17 protein-coding genes are annotated in these 18,290 nt (G+C 43.9%); all 17 read right to left on the bottom strand.

Features of this window, described 5'->3' with window-relative positions; genetic code table 11:
* Positions 1-66 precede the first annotated feature (66 nt).
* Entirely contained in the window at positions 67-1,182 is a 1,116-nt protein-coding gene (locus ACFQ4A_RS15235; protein ID WP_382402162.1) for a Nif3-like dinuclear metal center hexameric protein, read from the bottom strand.
* Positions 1,157-1,876 (bottom strand): tRNA (adenine(22)-N(1))-methyltransferase, encoded by a 720-nt coding sequence (locus ACFQ4A_RS15230; protein WP_382402160.1) that lies wholly within the window; start codon positions 1,874-1,876, stop codon positions 1,157-1,159. Before ACFQ4A_RS15230 ends, ACFQ4A_RS15235 begins: the two co-directional genes overlap by 26 nt.
* Before the next feature lie 107 nt (positions 1,877-1,983).
* A complete protein-coding gene (gene cccA / locus ACFQ4A_RS15225; protein WP_382402158.1) occupies positions 1,984-2,394 on the bottom strand; it encodes a cytochrome c550 in 411 nt (136 codons plus the stop codon).
* A 207-nt stretch (positions 2,395-2,601) separates the two neighbouring features.
* Positions 2,602-3,726 (bottom strand): RNA polymerase sigma factor RpoD, encoded by a 1,125-nt coding sequence (gene rpoD / locus ACFQ4A_RS15220; RefSeq protein WP_382402156.1) that lies wholly within the window; start codon positions 3,724-3,726, stop codon positions 2,602-2,604.
* Between the two features lie 24 nt (positions 3,727-3,750).
* On the bottom strand, positions 3,751-5,565 hold the full coding sequence (gene dnaG, locus ACFQ4A_RS15215; RefSeq protein ID WP_382402154.1) for a DNA primase: 1,815 nt from the start codon (positions 5,563-5,565) through the stop codon (positions 3,751-3,753).
* Between the two features lie 500 nt (positions 5,566-6,065).
* The gene (locus ACFQ4A_RS15210; protein ID WP_382402152.1) at positions 6,066-6,872 is read right to left on the bottom strand and encodes a pyruvate, water dikinase regulatory protein; all 807 of its coding nucleotides are present in this window, start codon (positions 6,870-6,872) and stop codon (positions 6,066-6,068) included.
* 16 nt (positions 6,873-6,888) lie between these two features.
* Positions 6,889-7,518 carry a helix-turn-helix transcriptional regulator gene (locus tag ACFQ4A_RS15205; protein ID WP_382402150.1) on the bottom strand — a complete coding sequence of 210 codons (630 nt, stop codon included), beginning with the start codon at positions 7,516-7,518 and terminating at the stop codon, positions 6,889-6,891.
* Between the two features lie 90 nt (positions 7,519-7,608).
* Positions 7,609-9,693, bottom strand: coding sequence for a glycine--tRNA ligase subunit beta (glyS, locus tag ACFQ4A_RS15200; RefSeq protein ID WP_382402148.1), 2,085 nt, complete (start codon positions 9,691-9,693; stop codon positions 7,609-7,611).
* Positions 9,693-10,571, bottom strand: coding sequence for a glycine--tRNA ligase subunit alpha (glyQ, locus tag ACFQ4A_RS15195; RefSeq protein ID WP_382402146.1), 879 nt, complete (start codon positions 10,569-10,571; stop codon positions 9,693-9,695). Before glyQ ends, glyS begins: the two co-directional genes overlap by 1 nt.
* Positions 10,572-10,945: 374 nt before the next feature.
* Complete coding sequence (recO, locus tag ACFQ4A_RS15190) at positions 10,946-11,689, bottom strand: DNA repair protein RecO (RefSeq protein WP_382402143.1); 744 nt, start codon at positions 11,687-11,689, stop codon at positions 10,946-10,948.
* Positions 11,690-11,723: 34 nt separating this feature from the next.
* Positions 11,724-11,864, bottom strand: a complete 141-nt coding sequence (locus ACFQ4A_RS15185; protein ID WP_382402141.1) for a YqzL family protein — start codon at positions 11,862-11,864, stop codon at positions 11,724-11,726.
* 132 nt (positions 11,865-11,996) lie between these two features.
* Positions 11,997-12,899 carry a GTPase Era gene (era, locus tag ACFQ4A_RS15180; RefSeq protein WP_382402139.1) on the bottom strand — a complete coding sequence of 301 codons (903 nt, stop codon included), beginning with the start codon at positions 12,897-12,899 and terminating at the stop codon, positions 11,997-11,999.
* A 138-nt stretch (positions 12,900-13,037) separates the two neighbouring features.
* A complete protein-coding gene (locus ACFQ4A_RS15175) occupies positions 13,038-13,454 on the bottom strand; it encodes a diacylglycerol kinase family protein (protein ID WP_382402137.1) in 417 nt (138 codons plus the stop codon).
* Entirely contained in the window at positions 13,393-13,857 is a 465-nt protein-coding gene (gene ybeY, locus ACFQ4A_RS15170; RefSeq protein WP_382402136.1) for an rRNA maturation RNase YbeY, read from the bottom strand. Before ybeY ends, ACFQ4A_RS15175 begins: the two co-directional genes overlap by 62 nt.
* Positions 13,857-16,004, bottom strand: a complete 2,148-nt coding sequence (locus ACFQ4A_RS15165) for an HD family phosphohydrolase (RefSeq protein ID WP_382402135.1) — start codon at positions 16,002-16,004, stop codon at positions 13,857-13,859. Before ACFQ4A_RS15165 ends, ybeY begins: the two co-directional genes overlap by 1 nt.
* Positions 16,005-16,076: 72 nt before the next feature.
* Positions 16,077-17,039: a PhoH family protein gene (locus tag ACFQ4A_RS15160; RefSeq protein ID WP_382402134.1), complete on the bottom strand. Its 963-nt coding sequence runs from the start codon at positions 17,037-17,039 to the stop codon at positions 16,077-16,079.
* A 2-nt stretch (positions 17,040-17,041) separates the two neighbouring features.
* Positions 17,042-18,271: a sporulation protein YqfD gene (yqfD, locus tag ACFQ4A_RS15155; RefSeq protein WP_382402133.1), complete on the bottom strand. Its 1,230-nt coding sequence runs from the start codon at positions 18,269-18,271 to the stop codon at positions 17,042-17,044.
* Positions 18,272-18,290: the final 19 nt, after the last annotated feature.

Raw genomic sequence — 18,290 nt, 5'->3', positions numbered from 1 at the left:
GCTGTACTCCTTTGATAGCAGTATATCAAGCTGTAAGATCTGAAAACCGTAATGACCAAAACGATTTCAAATAAATTGGAATGGTTCTGTATTAGCTTCGGATACCATAATCCTGACATCCCGGTCTGCAAAATAATCCGTCAAATACGACTTGGTATAGTTCTTCATCACTTTTTCCACGTGATGACCCGGATCAATGACTGACAAGCCCATTTCCAAGGCATCTTGGGCCGGGTGGAATGTCATATCACCGGTAATATAAACGTCTGCACCCATTTGCTTCGCTTTGTGTAAATATTTTTCACCGCTGCCGCCCAATATGGCAATTTTTTTTACGTCTTTGGTCAGATCGCCCGTCACCCGGACATTTGGAACGTTAAAGGCGCTTTTGACGTTTTCACATAATGCTTCCAAAGATATTTTATCAGCTAACGTGCCAATGCGGCCAATTCCAAAGGCTGGCCCACTGTTTTCCATCGGATAGATATCATAAGCTGCTTCCTCATATGGGTGGGCCGCGGTCATGGCTTCCAGTACCGATGACAATTTTGAGTCTGGCAAAATGGTTTCGATTTTGACTTCATCAACAAACGCTACTTCTCCCTGTGATCCAATATATGGATTTGTCCCGTCCAGCGGTTTGAACGTTCCCTGACCGGCTGATTGAAACGTACAATGGCTGTAATCGCCTATATGCCCCGCTCCTTCTTCACTCATGGCATCCCTTACGCCTTCTGCATGTGTTTCAGGGACAAAGACAGCCAGCTTAAGCAGTTTTTCCGTATGATTGACATCCAGGATACGACGGTTTTCAAGGCCCAGCTGATCACACAGCATATCATTCACACCGCCATGTGCCATATCCAGATTCGTGTGAGCGGCATATACGGATATATCGTGCTGTAACAGTTTTTGGATGGCTCGCCCTTTGGCTGTATCAGCATTAACTTGCTTCATCGGTTTAAAAAGCAGCGGGTGATGCGCAATAATCAAGTCCACACCATGTTGGATTGCCTCGTCAACGGTTGATTCCAGAACATCTAATGTAACCATCACCTTGTTAACCGGCTTCTGAAAAGAGCCCACCTGTAACCCGACATTGTCCCAGTCATAGGCCAGATGTTTCGGTGCCCAAGTTTCCATAGCTTTGAAAATATCAGTATTGCGAGTGATCGTTGTCATCGTGTAAAACCTCCTCTATCCATGCCAATTCCCTTTTGAATGTCCCGATTTTGTCATGATCCGGTTCTGCAGCTTGTGTCATTTGGTCAATGATCCGTCTGCGTTTGACATATTCACGGCGCCATTTCCGGTAAAACGGATCCGGCCTTTGATTAAGTATAATTGGACCGAATAGCAATTGTCTTTCGGTCAGTTCCTGTCCTGTGCTATCTTTGTCGGCTGCGATGATTTCGTAAATATGCCCGTTTTCTTCAACCATGCCTTCGTCTGTGATCGTATAGCCATGCCATTGTAGCCAGTAACGGAGACCAGGTTCATCAATATTGGGCTGAACAACAATTCGCTTAACGCGGCTGAGACGAGCTTGACCCTCATCCAGGATGGTTTTGATCAGGGAACCTCCCATGCCTGCTACGACAACTAAATCAATTTCTCCATTCTCTATAACGTCCAAACCATCACCCAATCGTACATCAACTCTATTTGACAAATCATACCGGTTGACGGTGTCTTGAGCGCTTTGAAAAGGACCTTCGTTGACTTCACCTGCGATGCCCTCCGCCTCTTCATCATGCAGACATACATAACAGGGAAGATAGGCATGGTCTGATCCGATATCAGCAAATCGTGCACCTTTTGGTATAAATGATGCCACATTTGTCAGTCGTCTGGAAAGGTTAATCGTCCTGCTCATAACAAACTCCTTATGTATCGATACACCTTATAATAGCATAAAAGAGCAAGCCTGCTGCCTATCCAGTAAGCTTACTCTTTTGCTTAAACACGATTTATCATCTTCTATTACTGTTGCTCGGAAAGCCACTGTGCCACGGCTTCGGCATCCTCGCCCTGTATAAGTCCGCCAGGCATGCCGGCATCAGGGAATCCATCGGCTATAATTTGCTCAATTTCTTCCTGAGAATATTTGCTGCCAACCGTATCAAGGGCTGGAGCAGATGTGCCTGATAGATCCTGGCCGTGACAGCTGGCGCAATTATTTTGGAAGACTTCTTCCCCATTGGCGGCCGTCTCACCTTCACCGGAATCCTCAGTGTCACCGGATTGATCGTCCTGCTGTTCACCCTGTTCTTCGCCATTCTCTTCTTCCTGAATAGCTTCTTCCTGATTTAAACCCACAAATGATACAACAATAACTAACAGTATTCCTATACCAGCAATTAAAGCATAAGGAATGACGGGGTTTTTCTGCATCGTAGTTCCTCCTTATGTATATTCCTTTTATGAATTCAAATGCATAGCTAATCTTATTTTACTGCAAAATCAATTATGTTTAAAGGAAAAAGATGTGACATTTTAGCAAACAACGATTCACAAGCAGCAAACCAACTTATCACTTAGCTGCACCATATGTATGGCAGCCATTGCACACAAACCCTTGTGCTCAATGACTGAAATACGTTATTCCAAAAAGTCTTTCAAACGTTTGCTGCGGCTTGGATGTCTTAGCTTGCGCAATGCTTTTGCCTCAATTTGCCGAATTCTTTCCCGGGTAACACCGAATACTTTACCGACTTCCTCCAACGTTCTGGTTCTGCCGTCATCAAGCCCAAAGCGTAACCGTAGAACATTTTCTTCACGATCGGTAAGTGTATCCAGCACGTCTTCCAATTGCTCTTTCAGCAATTCGTATGAAGCATGGTCAGATGGTGAAACGGCTTCCTGATCCTCAATAAAATCACCTAGGTGCGAATCATCTTCTTCACCAATCGGGGTTTCCAGTGACACTGGTTCCTGAGCGATTTTCAAAATTTCCCGCACTTTGTCAGGGGAAAGTTCCATTTCCTGGCCGATTTCTTCAGGGGTTGGCTCTCTGCCAAGATCCTGTAGCAGCTGACGCTGGACACGGATAAGCTTGTTTATTGTTTCCACCATATGCACTGGTATTCGGATAGTACGGGCCTGATCGGCGATGGCTCGGGTAATGGCCTGCCGTATCCACCACGTCGCATACGTACTGAATTTAAAGCCTTTCCGGTAGTCAAATTTCTCAACAGCCTTAATCAGACCCATGTTCCCTTCCTGGATTAAATCGAGGAACAGCATGCCACGCCCGACATAACGCTTGGCGATACTGACCACCAGACGCAGGTTCGCCTCTGAAAGACGCCTTTTGGCTTCTTCATCACCACTTTCGATTCGTGTGGCCAGATCAATTTCTTCAGCCGCCGATAACAGATCAACCCTGCCGATTTCCTTTAAATACATGCGGACCGGATCATTTATTTTAATGCCAAGCGGCACACTGAGATCGTTTAAATCGAATTCTTCCTCTTTTGCGATTTCCTGCATCTTCGGATCTTCCTCGGAATCACCGATCACGTCTACACCTTGCTCTGTCAGGTACTCATAAAATTCATCCATCTGCTCTGAATCCATCGCAAAACCAGACAGACGGTCAGCAATTTCTTCATAAGCCAGTACACCACGCTTTTTGCCCATTTCAAGCAACTGGTCTTTTGCCTGATCGAGTGTCAACTCACCGCTGTTATTTTCTTTTGTTTGTGAAGGCTTATTTTCGGCCATGAGTCCCCCTCCTTCCAACTACAGTCATTTTATACTCTTCCATTGCTTTTGGAGTTCAATAATTTGCATTGCTATTCCGGCGGCTTTAATTGGATCGTTTTGCTGTTCGGCCAGTCTTTGCTCTGCTTTCAATGACTGAATACTTTGCTGATTGCTGTTTTCAGCACGAATCATCCGAATGTAATCATTGATTTCATCATGTGTTATCGTCGCATGTACAGGAATCATTGCAATTTCTGTTACAAGTTCCTTCAGTCTGTTGTCCGTCAGCATTTCAACAAACGAGCTGACATCAGGGTTTTGCTGTTCTTCATAATAGGCGTAAAGATGCGTGGCAATAATTTTATGATCATCAATATTAAAAGACGCACCTATTTCCTCCTGCACTTTATCAGTGATGGACGCATCTTGCAACATATATGCCATGAGCTGCCGTTCTGCATTATGAAAAGCCGGCAGTAATTTTTTCGTGCGTTTATCAGTTGCTTCCCTATTAGTATATCTGTTCTTTTTTATCTTATCCTTGGTGGGGCCCATCTTTTCACGGTGAACCTGAATTTCCTGTTGGAGCGATTCCATTGAAACATGATAAGCCTGACTGATTTCGTTTAAATAATATTCCCGTTCAACAGGACTATCAATCGTTGCAATGTATTCCAATACGTTTTCGATATATTGTATGCGATCTGCTTCGAGACTAAGATTAAAGTCTTTCTTCAGATACCGCATATAAAAACTTGTAAATGTTAGGCTCGATTGGATAACTTCCCGGCGAAACGTTTCAGACCCGTATTCCGAAATATAATCATCCGGATCCATATTTTCCTGCAAATTGGCTATTTTAACATGGCACCCTGCTTTTTGCAGAGTCACTGAAGCCTTATAGGCTGCTTCCGTTCCCGCTGCGTCAGCGTCATAACAAATGATGACCGTATCAACATACCTTCTTAACAGCTGCGCCTGTGCTTCGGTAAGCGATGTCCCCAATGTGGCTACAGCATTCTTCACGCCGGCCTGATAAGCTGAAATGACATCCATATAACCTTCAAATAAAACAGCTTCACTTTGTTTACGGATGTGTTTTTTTGCCAGGTCAAAGTTATAAAGTAATTTCCCTTTTTGAAACAGCTCACTTTCCGGACTGTTTAGGTATTTAGGTTCCTGATTGGCTACCGTTCGGCCGCCAAAGGCAACCGTTTTTCCCAGATGATTGCGTATTGGAAATATGACCCGGCCGCGGAACCTGTCATCCGCAGTATTGTCCTCATTGACAGATAATAGACCTGCTTTGACAAGAAGCTGCTGGTGGAAGCCTTTTTTAGTTAAAAACTCCGCTGTAAAATCCTTTATATTAGGGGCAAACCCGAGTTGAAACGCATCTATGGTCTCATCCGCAATCCCACGCTCCTTAAAATACTGATAGCCTTCTTTTCCATCCTTCGTATAACGCAACAGATGATGATAAAGCTTGGTCATCCACTCAGAAGCGGAAAGGATATTCTGATTTTCCTGCGACATAGACGAGGTCGGCTGCCGAGCGTTTACGGGCAATGCAACACCGCTTCTCTCCGACAGAAGTCTTAAGGCTTCGTAAAATGTATACCCTTCAATCTCCATGATGAACGTTACGACGTTGCCGCCTTTTCCGCATCCGAAGCAATGAAAAATCTGTTTATCCTGAGTGACAGAAAATGAGGGCGTTTTTTCGCCATGGAACGGACAGAGCCCAAAGTAATTCCGACCCTGTTTTTTCAATTGTATATAGTCACCAATGACATCAACTATGTCATTTGATCTTCGTACCTCTTCAACAACCTCTTCAGGTATCTGGGCAGACATATTGACCACCATGCTTTTATATTTCGATATTCACAACGAAAATCCTTTATTATTCGACAATCTTTTTGTTCATTTCGAAAAAAATCCCTTCCATTGGTGTAAAGAACTGATATTGCCTGTCCAAAACCACATAAATTTGGACCAACAGAATAACCATAAGAAGGACTTTTGACTTACTGTACTATTGTACCTCCTGAAGCACTTATATAAACGTGATTGTTAAACAGATACTTACATACTTGTATTCTACACGGTGTTTCATTATTCCTTCCCGGATCACAATGTTTTATTTTTCTGAATACAGCTTAGACCCGCAGCAGCTACAGCCCTATTCATTAAGTCTATTTTTTGACGCAAAAAGATATTATAATACAAAAATAGAAAATATGCCATAAAAAAGTCTGCTTCCGTTTTTGTCATACATTCATCGGAAACAGAAACGATATGAAAAGAGGTATGATCCAGAAAACATTCTATCAAAGGATATTTCCTGTTCATCCTCACCTTTGTCTGATCATGCGCAAAATCGTATTCGCTGTTTCTTCAACCGCTTTGTGCGATACATTAACAACGTCACACCCTATTTTTTCAACCACTTCATCAAAATATGCCAGCTCCTGATAAATTCGATCCATATTTGCGTATGTGGCCTGGTCGCCAAGCCCCAATGCTTTAAGCCGTTCTTTCCGAATGTCGTTTAATTTTTCCGGACTAATCCGCAGACCAATGCATTTAGCAGCGTCCACTTCGAATAGCTCTTCAGGTGGGTCGACTTCCGGTACAATCGGGACATTGGCAACCTTCAGGCGTTTATGAGCCAAGTATTGTGATAAGGGTGTCTTCGATGTACGGGATACACCAATCAAAATAATGTCGGCGCGGGCAATACCACGCGGATCTCTTCCATCGTCATACTTGACAGCAAATTCAATCGCTTCAACACGCTTGAAATAATCTTCATCCAGCTGATGAACCAGACCCGGCTCCAATCGGGGGTCGCTATTGAACGACCGCTTCATCGCTTCCATCATGGGCCCCATAATATCGATCGCTTCCATGTTCATTTGACTGGCCTGTTCATTCACATATGTCCGTAATTCGGGATCGACTAACGTAAAACCGATGACTGCCTGTTTTTCCACTGCAAGCTGTAATGTATCGTCAATCGTTTTTTTATCTTCCACATATGGCACCCGCTGAATCTGGTACTCTCCATCGTTGAATTGGCTCAGACCCGCTTTGATCACAAGTTCTGCCGTCTCACCTACCGAATCGGAGAGAACGTAAACAAGTGGCTTATCTCCCATGGACCATACTCCTCCCTTATAAGTGCTCATCCATAATCAGTTCAACGAAAGCCTTGGTGACCGTTGTTTTGGTAATTCGGCCAATAATTTCAGTGCCGATTTCCGTTTCTTTTATAACCGGTAACCCATCGATTTGTTTATTAATCAGTTTTTTAGCGGCATCGATCAGCAGATCATTACGGTAACAGACCGTAATATTAGGCATCCGGGTCATAATGATATGAACCGGTATAGCATCCAATTCCTGGTTGCCGATGCTTGCCCGCAATAAATCTTTTCGTGATAAAACGCCAGTCAGGCATGAATACTGGTTGACGACAAACAAAGTTCCCACATCTTCGAGAAACATCGTCGAAATGGCATCGTACACGGATGCATCCTCTTTAACCACGACGGGTACGGATTGATATTCATATACTTTGAATTTCTTAATCTGTTCGGTCAATAATTCAGTGCCTGTCTTACCCGTATAAAAATAACCAACCCGGGGCCTAGCCTCAAGGAAACCCGCCATTGTCAATATCGCCAGATCCGGTCTTAGTGTGGCACGGGTCAGGCTCAGCCGTTCAGCTATATGTTCCCCGGTGATTGGTCCATTTTCCTTCACAATTTCAATAATCTGTTCCTGTCTATTTGATAATTCCACTTTTTCACCACCTGCGCACGTAAATGTGACATACCCCTTCCCAATATTATACACGCTTTATAGTGAAAAAGGAAATACGGTCATCCTGCATCAAAAATGCTGTTTCCACTCAATCGCTGACAGATCCGCATAATCATATATCAGACCAGCTATATTGTTAATCAGGGCCAATCGGTTATGACGCGTTGTTTCATCATCAGTCATCACCATATTATGATCAAAGAAATTGTGAATCGGCTGCGAAAGTTTTCCCAACTGTTGTAAAGCTTCGTCCGCATCCTGCTCATGATTCGCATGATAATAGCTGCCCCTGACTGTTAAATAGGTTTCATAAAGCTGTTGTTCAGACGCTGTTTTAAAGACGTCCCGGCTGACTGCCTTCCGATCTGTTTTAGCAGCAAGATTCAACACGCGCACAAGCGCTTCCTGAACAGGTCTAAAATCAGGATTGTTCCGTTCACGGGATAAGTTTTCGGCCTTGGCCATCATGTAAGTCATGACTCCCATGTCATCAGCCAGTACAGCATGGATAACATCCGGATCAATCGACCATTCTTTTAAAAGATACGTGATACGGTGTCTGAAAAATTGATCGATAGCTGTCCGAGCCTGCTGTGATTCGGACTGGGCCAAATCCATTTCCCCGAATTGCCGTTCAGTCAATGCCAGCAATGATTCCACGGTCAGATTCCAGTTGAACACCTGCAATATTTTTAAAACACCTGTTGCCTGTCTTCTCAGTCCATATGGATCCTGGGAACCGCTTGGAATCAACCCAGCCGAAATACAGCCGACAATCGTGTCCAGTTTATCGGCAACACTGACAATCGCCCCTTCAATGGTTTCCGGGAGTTTACCACCTGCCTGACCAGGTAAGTAATGTTCCGCTACAGCTCTGGCAACCGTACTTTTTTCACCGGCATTTAACGCATATGTCTCACCAATGATCCCCTGCAAATTCGTAAATTCATTCACCATGTTCGTAGGCAAGTCAAATTTACAAATTTCTGCTGCTCTAACCGTACTTGCCCGGGTTTCGTCATCGAGATTCAACCATTGTGATAATTCGTCGGCCGTAGCTGTAACGCGTTTGACTTTATCACCGATCGTACCAAGTTTTTCCTGGAACACAATCCGATCGAGCTTTTCCAAATAATAATCAATCGATTGTTTCTGGTCTTCCTCAAAAAAGAATTGGGCATCTGATAACCTTGCCCGTAGTACTTTTTCATTCCCTCTGCTAACTGTATTCAGTGCGTAGTCATCCCCATTCCGCACAGCCACAAAATATGACAGCAACTCACCATCATTTGACTTGACGGGAAAATAACGCTGATGTTCTTTCATCGATGTTGTCAGAACATCCGCCGGAAGCGTTAAGTAAGAAGCATCAAATGACCCGACAAAAACGGTCGGATACTCGACCAGATTACATACTTCCCACAGCAACGCGTCATCTGCCGGGATGCTGAAACCTTTCGCCGCTTCAGCTTTTTTCATGCCATCAATAATCATTTGCCGACGTTTTTCCGGATTCACGATGACATACTGATTTTCCAGTGCTTCTTCGTATCCAGTAGGTGATGCCAATGTGACCACATCGCCTAAAAACCGGTGGCCGTAAGTCTGGTTACTTGTCTTCACCCCAGTGATTTCGAACGGAATGACGTCCTCGCCGAATAAAGCCATAATCCAGCGAACAGGACGCGCATAGCGCAGTGTATGGTCAGCCCAGCGCATATTTTTCGGGAATTGAATGGCTGTCAAAATATCACTGAACTGGGGTAACAACGCTTTGGTCGGCTGACCGACAATCTGTTTTTTGACAAAAATATATGTCGTCCCTTTGACATCCTTGGTATAGATATCATCAACCGTTTTTCCCTGGCCTTTTGTAAAACCGGTTGCCGCTTTTGTCCAGTTGCCGGCCTCATCCTGCGCAATCTTTAATGCCGGACCTTTCACTTCTTCTTCCAGTGATGTCTGTTCTTCAGCCACCTCGTTAATCTGGACGGCCAGTCTGCGCGGTGTTGAAAAGGATTGGATGGACGTATAGGCAATCCGTGAATCGGCAAGCCAGTTTTCCGTTTTGTGCAACAGCTGATTTTCTGCATCATTAACGAATCTGGCCGGAAGTTCTTCGAGCCCGATTTCCACCAGTACATCTTTAGCCATTATTGTGCCTCCTTTTTCAGCATAGGGAAGCCTAACCGTTCCCGCTCTCTCACATATGCTTGGGAAATTTGTCTGGCCAGGTGGCGGATTCGGGAAATATAACCCGTTCGTTCCGTAACGGAAATAACCCCTTTTGCGTCCAGCAAATTAAACGTGTGGGAACATTTTAAGACGTAATCATATGCCGGGAACACCAGTCCTTTTTCCATCGTTACCTTTGCTTCATTCTCATACATCGTGAACAGCTGGAAAAGCATATCTGTATTAGACGCTTCGAAGGTATATTGGGAATGTTCATACTCCGGCTGGAAAAAGATATCATTAATGCTGACTCCATTTGTCCATTCCAGATCAAACACATTTTCTTTGTCCTGAATGTACGATGCCAGTCGTTCAATACCGTAAGTTAGCTCAACTGCAACGGGGTTAGCTTCCAGTCCGCCAATCTGCTGAAAATAAGTGAACTGGGTAATCTCCATGCCATCCAGCCATACTTCCCATCCCAGACCGGCAGCGCCGAGGGTCGGGTTTTCCCAATTATCCTCCACAAACCGGATATCATGCTCTAGTGGGTCAATCCCAAGTGCTTTTAATGAATCAAGATATAATTCCTGAATGTTTTCCGGGGACGGTTTCATAATGACCTGGAATTGGTGATGCTGGTACAGACGATTCGGGTTCTTGCCATACCGTCCATCAGCAGGCCGCCGTGACGGTTCCACATACGCTACATTCCAGGGCTCCGGCCCGAGACTCCTGAGCAGTGTCATTGGTGACATGGTTCCTGCCCCTTTTTCCACATCATAGGCCTGCATTAAAATACAATTTTGTTCCGACCAATGCTTTTGCAGTGCTAAAATCATTTCTTGAATTGTCATGGTTACCCTCCATCTTTAAAAAACTCGGTATCTTTCAGCAGTCAGATGCCTGAAGGCGGGTTTGCGGAATCGACGAATGAGCCGATTTCAGGATCAAAATGAAAAACCCCCGTCCTCCATGTCGATTCGTTGACCGACATAGGGACGGGGGTTAATCCGCGGTTCCACCCTATTTGCTCTTCCGAGAGCCACTTTATCAGCATTGCTCCAGAGTGCCATTCCTCATGTTCTGTTATCCGGCTTCCACCATTCCGGACTCGCTAACAACAGGGAACTCATAAGTACTCTTCTCCATCAGCACAATGTTAAAATATGATTACCATTATGTATAAGCATATTACGATATAACGGCATGATTGTCAAGATGATGGCTTCTACGTCAGCTTATCCAATTGCTTAAGAAATCGTTTTGATTTGAGGTAATAGCCCCCATACTGTTCATAATAGGCATCTATAATGTCACGCAGTAGCTTTTTGTTTTCAGATTTTACCGAAATCGTCCCGACCCGTTCCAGTCCGATTTCGGTAAAAATATAAAACAAACGTGCCACCTTATCTGACAATGTTACAGATTGCGGATCCAGGTACTTGCATCTGGAACAGAGCAAACCACCCTCAGCTATGGAAAATGCAAAAGGTTTATCGGTACCGCTGCAGTGTACACATTTATCAACCGTTGGCGCAAATCCGCCTTTATTAAACAGCTTCAGTTCGTACATCATAATCGGGATATCTGCCTCTTCATTTTCAGCTATCCAGTCCAATGTCCGGTATAACTGATCAAAAAGATAGTGGTCTGGTGAATGAGAATCGGTTAACTTATCAGTCAATTCAACGATGTAGGAGGCGTACGCCGTTTTAATGATATCCTCGCGTATATGCCGGAATGAATGAGTGAGATCCCCCTGCTGGATTGTACTCAATCCTGAATTGAGATAAACAAAAAAAACACCATATACGAATGGCTGCGTGATGGCAGCCATTCGGCTTTTCGGTTTCTTTGCACCCCTTGCGATGGCCGAGATTTTTCCTGATTTATTGCTGAATAGCGTCACAATTTTGTGTGTTTCCCCATAGTCTTGCGTTTTCATGACAATACCCTGCATTTTTTCAAGCAAACAGCATCACCTTCTTTTAACTGCAAGCCGCTTGTTAAGTTTTTGTGTTTAATGACGTCCCTTTATGACTTTCCTGCCTGTTGTCATTATGTTCTCTTTTTTCCAGTTCTTTCAAGAGTAAATAGGTTTCAATGTTTCCTGTCTGACTGAATAATTTCCAAGTAAAGTCGATCACAAGAAACCCCGCCTTTCCATTGCATGTTTGAATTCAATAGAGCTGTATTCAAAAAGTTATCTTTCTTTTTGAACCTGCAGTATTAGATTTTCCACAAGGTGCTGAATCGATGAGTATTAAAATTTACCAAGTCTAATATTCGTCATGCCGGAAGCCGAATTCATGCAGCTGGGACTGATTGTTGCGCCAGTCTTTTTTGACTTTCACCCATAGTTCCAAATAAACCTTTGAACCAAGCAGTGTTTCAATATCCCCACGGGCCTTTTGGCCAATCGTCTTCAGCATGGATCCCTGTTTACCAATCATAATTCCTTTTTGTGATTTTCGTTCCGTTACAATCGTCGCCTGAATAAGTACCGTGTTTGATTGCCTCTGCTCGATATTTTCAATGACAACCGCGATTGAATGGGGAATTTCTTCCCGTGTTAAAACGAGCACTTTCTCACGGATTAACTCGCTGATGATAAATCGCTCGGGATGGTCGGTTACATGGTCATCAGGATAATACTGGGGTCCTTCCGGTATACGTTTTTTCAATTCATCGAGCAACCGGGGCAGGTTATTGCCCTGCCATGCTGAAATCGGAATAATCTCTTCAAATTGATACTTATCCTTGTATCGGTCAATCAGCGGCAATAAATCATCCGGGTGGACAAGATCAATCTTATTGATGACCAAAAACACCGGACTTCGCACCTTTTGCAGCCGGTCCAAAATATATTGATCCCCTTTTCCATAGCCTTCTTCAGCGTTAATCATAAATAGAACGGCATCCACTTCATTGAGGGTGTCCTCGGCTACCTTGACCATGAAATCACCTAAACGGTGCTTGGGTTTATGAATTCCCGGTGTATCAATAAATACGATCTGGGCATCATCCGTTGTGAGGACACCTTGAATCCGGTTTCGAGTCGTTTGCGCTTTATCACTCATGATAGCGATTTTTTCACCAATCATTTGATTCATGAACGTTGATTTCCCTACATTCGGTCTCCCGATGATGGCAATAAATCCTGATTTGAATTTCTCTGACATGATGTATCCTCCGAAGCAAAATTCTCTTTATATTTTTTATCATACTATAAACTACAATATGTTTCATGCGAATGGACAAAACTTTTGAAAAGAACTGATATTTCAACAAAAACTGTCAAAACGGGCTTGTATTCGCTATCACCATTCCCGAAATTCAGGAAGAAAAACAAGCAATCCCACAATAACAGCCACAACCGCTGCAACCAAAACAGCACCTGCTGCTATATCTTTGATGACTTTTGCCTGAGGGTGAACAGTCGGCTTCACATAATCCAGCATTTTTTCGACAGCTGTATTGAGCATTTCAGCGACCAGTACCAAACCGATGACAACTATAATGATCGCCCATTTTATGATCGGTAGCTGCAGGACAATGCCGGCTGCCATCACGGCAAATACTGTCATGATGTGTATCCGAAAATTGCGCTCCGTGCAAAAAATTGTTTTAAGGCCATTCCAAGCGTGGGTCAGCCCGATTAAAGACTTCCTTCGTTTAGCGTTCAATGCCGAATTCACCCAATATGAGGTCTTGGTTACTGAACATTTCCGCCTCATCTTCCGGGTTCATATGATCATAACCAAGCAAATGAAGAAAACCGTGAACGGTCAAAAAGCTCAGTTCCCTTTCCAGCGAGTGACCGTATTCTTCCGCCTGTTCTTTTGCTTTATCCACCGAGATCACAATATCCCCGAGTACAAGCGGCAAATCTTCACCGAAAATGTCAGTCTCACCAGCCACTTTTTCCTGCATCGCAAACGAAATGACATCTGTCGGCCTATCCTGTTGGCGGTAGTTTCGATTGATTTCTTTGATCTCCTGGTTACTGACAAAGGTCACAGAAACCTCAGCTTCACTGGCAACTTTCTCCTTTTTGCCTGCGTACATCATGAGACGCTGCAATAAATCAATCTGGTCGGCGGGAACCATTTTTGTCTGATCCTGAAAGTCAATATGCATTATTTAGCCTCCTTCATGGGATATTGAATCCGTGAATGAAAAATACCTTTTAAGGTTTCACAGATAGTCTGATGAACGTGATTCAATTCTTTCAAAGTTAGCGGACACGCGTTTAATTGACCATCCATCAGGCGATCATTCACAATCGATGCCACAATGTCGTCGATTTTTTCCTCTGTCGGATCCTTAAGCGAGCGGACAGCAGCTTCGACCGCATCACATATACAAATAACCGCCGCTTCCTTTGATTGCGGTTTCGGACCGGGATACCTGAATTCAGCTTCCCGGGCATGCTTATTTCTTTCCCGCTCTTTATAATAGAAGTATTTCAATAATGTTGTTCCGTGATGCTGCATGGCAATATCAACAACCGGTTTAGGTAATTTGTGTTCTTTTAGAATACGGCCTCCGTCATACGGATGGCTGATGATGATGTCGGCACTTTGCTGCGGTTCGATGACATCATGCGGATTATTAATCGCCATTTGATTCTCAATAAAATAATGTGGCATGACGGTTTTGCCAATATCGTGATAATAGGCTCCGACCCTTGCCAAGAGGCCGTTCGCACCAATGGCTTCACATGCTGTTTCACTGAGGTTTGCGACCATAACCGAGTGATGGTACGTGCCTGGCGCTTCGGTCAGGATTTTCCTGAGCAGTGGCTGATTCGGCTTCGCAAGTGACAATAACTTATAATCAGATAATATCCCGAGTCCGGTTTCGAAAAGCGGGAGTAAACCGACTGTCAGTACGGCAGATAAAAATGCAGCCATGACACCGTACCCCGACTGCAGAAATATGTCGGTGGGGGAATACTTTTCAATTGAAAGGAATAAAAATAATAATACAGTCAGCACGTTAACGATCGTCATGCCAAATCCTGATTTAAGAATAGCCAACCGATCTTTGACATTTGTGAGAAACATAATAGCCGCCATTTGTGAGAAAAAGAAATAGATACCTGCTTCCACATTAAGTGATCCGGGAATCTGGCTGTTAAAAATAATGCTTCCGATAATGGCATAAAGCATTGACAAGACAATTGCCAGCCGCTCATTCAACAGTAGCTTGACCAATAAAACGCCTGTGGCCAGTGGGACAGCAAAAAACAGCTGATTGACAGATGTCGTATATAGACTGACAATTTTCATGAGTGCAACGACGATCAAACTGACAAAAAATACAGCTGCCAGTCGCCCTTTATCCGATTCATCAGTTTTCGCAAAGTTATTCAGTTCGTGCACCATGACCATCATCATGAGAACGATCAATAACCCCAGGCCGATAACAGGAAACATTTTTTGGTCGTTATCCAAAACGCCGACAAGTTTCAATTCTTCATAAATCGCATTGGTGATCGTCTGACCTTCCCTGACAATCACCTCACCTGCACGGATGATGACAGGGTCTACCTCACTGGCGGCTGTTTTACGGACCTCCGCTGTTTTTTCGGCATCAAAAAAGGCGTTTTCGGTGACGGCAAATTGACTTATGTCGATTAAGGGTGGCTTGGTTGCATCATCCAATTCAGAATGTTGGATGATCTGTTCAACGTCAGAGCGGGCACGCTGAATGTTTTCTGCCCGAATGCCTTCTTTCATGACGTCATTAACCGATTGAACAAGCAGTTCTTTGGCATCATCACGATCCCCAGGTTCAGTTCGAAGCAAGGCGTCAAAAACGTCATGATCAATAGATTCAGTAATTTCCGGTGACAGCAGCTCTTTTAATTCGTTCAGTTTCGTTTGCGTTGTTGCGGGGTCTTCTGCGTTATCAGCAGTTGATCCGGAACCGGAACGGTCATCCGCCGGTTCAGAATGGTTTAGCATCGCGATCGCATCAAATATTTCATCAATAAATGCCGTTCGTTCCTCGGTGATTTCACTGGAGATATTATACCGGTCGTCCACCGCCTGAACAGTTTCCCGGGTCTTTCGTTCGGTTTCCTGTTCATGTTCGATCGTGAGGGGGGAACGGATTGTTTCGTCAGCACTTGAAAACCGTTCAATATCATACGTTTCGGTTATCACATTCTGGAGCGTTACAAGGAAAAACGTCAGTCCCAATAGCATGACTGTTAATAACAGCAGCCATCTGGACCGGATTTTTTTGAAGAAACGGTTGATCATGTACAGCCATTTCATGCGCCCCACCTCCGCAACCTGGATGAATATAGAAATAAGACCCGCTATTTCTGGGGTCTTACACTGCCTAAATCACGACTTTGCCTTTTCATAAGCATCAATGATTTTTTGCACTAAAGGATGCCTGACAACGTCTGTTTCATTTAAATGAACAAATGAGATACCATCGACTGCGGCCAGCAACCGATTGGCTACCTGCAAACCTGATTGTACGCCCTTCGGTAAGTCAATCTGCGTAATATCGCCGTTAATTACCATTTTCGAGCCGAATCCCAAACGTGTCAGAAACATTTTCATTTGTTCCGGCGTTGTGTTCTGAGCTTCATCCAATATAACAAATGCATCATCAAGTGTCCGCCCGCGCATATAAGCAAGCGGGGCAATTTCGATCGTATCCCGCTCGATCAGACGCATGGTGTGCTCTCCTCCAAATACATCGTGCAATGCGTCATACAACGGTCTCAGGTACGGATCGACTTTTTCTTTTAAATCACCCGGAAGAAAACCCAAACTTTCGCCCGCTTCAACGGCGGGACGCGTTAAAATAATCCGTTTAACTTCCCCGTTTTTTAAAGCATGGATGGCCATCACCACAGCAAGATACGTTTTGCCGGTACCGGCCGGTCCGATACCGAAAACAAGATCATTTGCCTTGATGGAATCGGTATAGCGCTTCTGTCCCAGCGTCTGGACACGGATCGATTTTCCTTTTACATTTTTGGTTATTTCATCTTCAAATAGCGTTTCAAATTGCTGGATTTTATCCTTTTTCGCTAAGTCAACCGCATAGACAACATCCCGTTCCGTAATGGCCAGCCCTTTCCTGACAATCGATTGCAGCGTGAGCAAAATTTCCTCCACCATGGCGACAGTCTCTTGACTTCCTGAAACACTCACTTGCTCGCCCCTGGTGACGATTGATACTTGCAGCCGTTCTTCAATTTGTTTTAAATGTTTATCATTCGTACCGAACAAAGCCAGGGCCTCATTCGGGTTATTAAGCTGTAACTCGATTGTTTTCAAGTTATTCGGCATAATCAATCTCCTTGGTCTATTGCTTCGTGTTTGACAATATCTTCTTCAACAGACATGTATAAGATTAATTTAACTTTACCATTATCGACCGTTTCTTGCAAAATATTTTCAGAGATGATTTCCGCCTCAGGGCCCAATTTTAACTGCAGTTCTTTTCTGGCTTGTCTAATGCCGATGTCGGCAGCTTCTTCTTTGCTTCTTTCGGTTTCAATGTAATTTTTTTCACTCAAGGTTGTTTCCACTAAACTAAACGGCAATTTCCATTTAAACAAATAAAAGTCCTTTTCTTGTCGTTCCCGGTGAATAGCCGGATATTCAGGATCGCCGAACCCCCATACAGGCAATTCCACCCCACCGATTTTCACATGATATCTCGCCTCAGTATTCCCGGTTAATTCTTCATAATTCGTCTTTAAGGGAACGGTAACCTCTGTCTCATACCATGTTTTGGCGGTCACTTCCCCCTCGGCAGCAACCAGTTCATTCGATTCGTTTTCATCTTCTTCATCTTCCTCATCATCTTTATCTTCCTCTGAAAATTGAATATTTCCGGAAACAAGTACATCTCCTGGCTCGACATAATCATTCACCTGGACTTGGGGAAGGCCTTTTGCGACATACATGTACTCGATAACACCCTTTTTGGTTGCAACCAGATTTCTGGGTCCTTCAACCTCCTCTTCCTCGACAACGGTTTTTTCCACGCCTTCGAGCAAAAAGCTTGTCCCCTGCTGCTGGACACCAACCCATAATAATTCAGGTATGTCATTAATCAGGTTTTGCTGAATATCACTCGGGGAGTCCAGCGTAAATGTCCATGTACCCTGATGGATGCCATAGTCGGTCAACTGTTCATTGATTTTCTCTTCGATTTCCTTTGGTACACCCGTAATTCTGATTTCCCATATAATGTTTGACAAACAGAATACAAGCAGGATACTTAATAAAAGACCGATCAGAACCTCTTTTTTACGGGTAAACTTTCTTAACAGGAACGGAAAACCATGTCTATCCTTAAATGCCAATTTATAATGTGTCCGGTCTTTTATCTGTTTTAAATGGCGAATGTCCTGTAGTTTAACATTCCCCGAACACACACGCTCCGATTTTTTTTTGATATTCCAGACAGTGATATCCTGTTCGCTGCATTTTTGGAAAAATAGTTCCGGGTGGCTCCCCTTCACCTGGACTGTCACATACCCCGTAATTGACGTACCTTGTATATGTTTCATGTCCTCCTCCTTAAAAGCC

Origin of the sequence: Lentibacillus salinarum, assembly GCF_042679865.1 — a bacterium.
GTDB classification, from domain to species: domain Bacteria; phylum Bacillota; class Bacilli; order Bacillales; family Amphibacillaceae; genus Lentibacillus; species Lentibacillus salinarum.
Note: the sequence above shows the minus strand (reverse complement) of the source record. Positions and strands in the feature narration are given on the sequence as shown.

What these genes read in the sequence shown, in the direction of transcription:
- cccA (WP_382402158.1), bottom strand. Translation starts at nt 2,394, where the DNA reads ATGCAGAAAAACCCCGTCATTCCTTATGCTTTAATTGCTGGTATAGGA.
- ACFQ4A_RS15175 (WP_382402137.1), bottom strand. Translation starts at nt 13,454, where the DNA reads ATGAGGCGGAAATGTTCAGTAACCAAGACCTCATATTGGGTGAATTCG.
- glyS (WP_382402148.1), bottom strand. Translation starts at nt 9,693, where the DNA reads ATGGCTAAAGATGTACTGGTGGAAATCGGGCTCGAAGAACTTCCGGCC.
- ACFQ4A_RS15230 (WP_382402160.1), bottom strand. Translation starts at nt 1,876, where the DNA reads ATGAGCAGGACGATTAACCTTTCCAGACGACTGACAAATGTGGCATCA.
- ybeY (WP_382402136.1), bottom strand. Translation starts at nt 13,857, where the DNA reads ATGCATATTGACTTTCAGGATCAGACAAAAATGGTTCCCGCCGACCAG.
- era (WP_382402139.1), bottom strand. Translation starts at nt 12,899, where the DNA reads ATGTCAGAGAAATTCAAATCAGGATTTATTGCCATCATCGGGAGACCG.
- ACFQ4A_RS15235 (WP_382402162.1), bottom strand. Translation starts at nt 1,182, where the DNA reads ATGACAACGATCACTCGCAATACTGATATTTTCAAAGCTATGGAAACT.
- ACFQ4A_RS15210 (WP_382402152.1), bottom strand. Translation starts at nt 6,872, where the DNA reads ATGGGAGATAAGCCACTTGTTTACGTTCTCTCCGATTCGGTAGGTGAG.
- yqfD (WP_382402133.1), bottom strand. Translation starts at nt 18,271, where the DNA reads ATGAAACATATACAAGGTACGTCAATTACGGGGTATGTGACAGTCCAG.
- ACFQ4A_RS15160 (WP_382402134.1), bottom strand. Translation starts at nt 17,039, where the DNA reads ATGCCGAATAACTTGAAAACAATCGAGTTACAGCTTAATAACCCGAAT.
- dnaG (WP_382402154.1), bottom strand. Translation starts at nt 5,565, where the DNA reads ATGTCTGCCCAGATACCTGAAGAGGTTGTTGAAGAGGTACGAAGATCA.
- glyQ (WP_382402146.1), bottom strand. Translation starts at nt 10,571, where the DNA reads ATGACAATTCAAGAAATGATTTTAGCACTGCAAAAGCATTGGTCGGAA.
- ACFQ4A_RS15165 (WP_382402135.1), bottom strand. Translation starts at nt 16,004, where the DNA reads ATGAAATGGCTGTACATGATCAACCGTTTCTTCAAAAAAATCCGGTCC.
- rpoD (WP_382402156.1), bottom strand. Translation starts at nt 3,726, where the DNA reads ATGGCCGAAAATAAGCCTTCACAAACAAAAGAAAATAACAGCGGTGAG.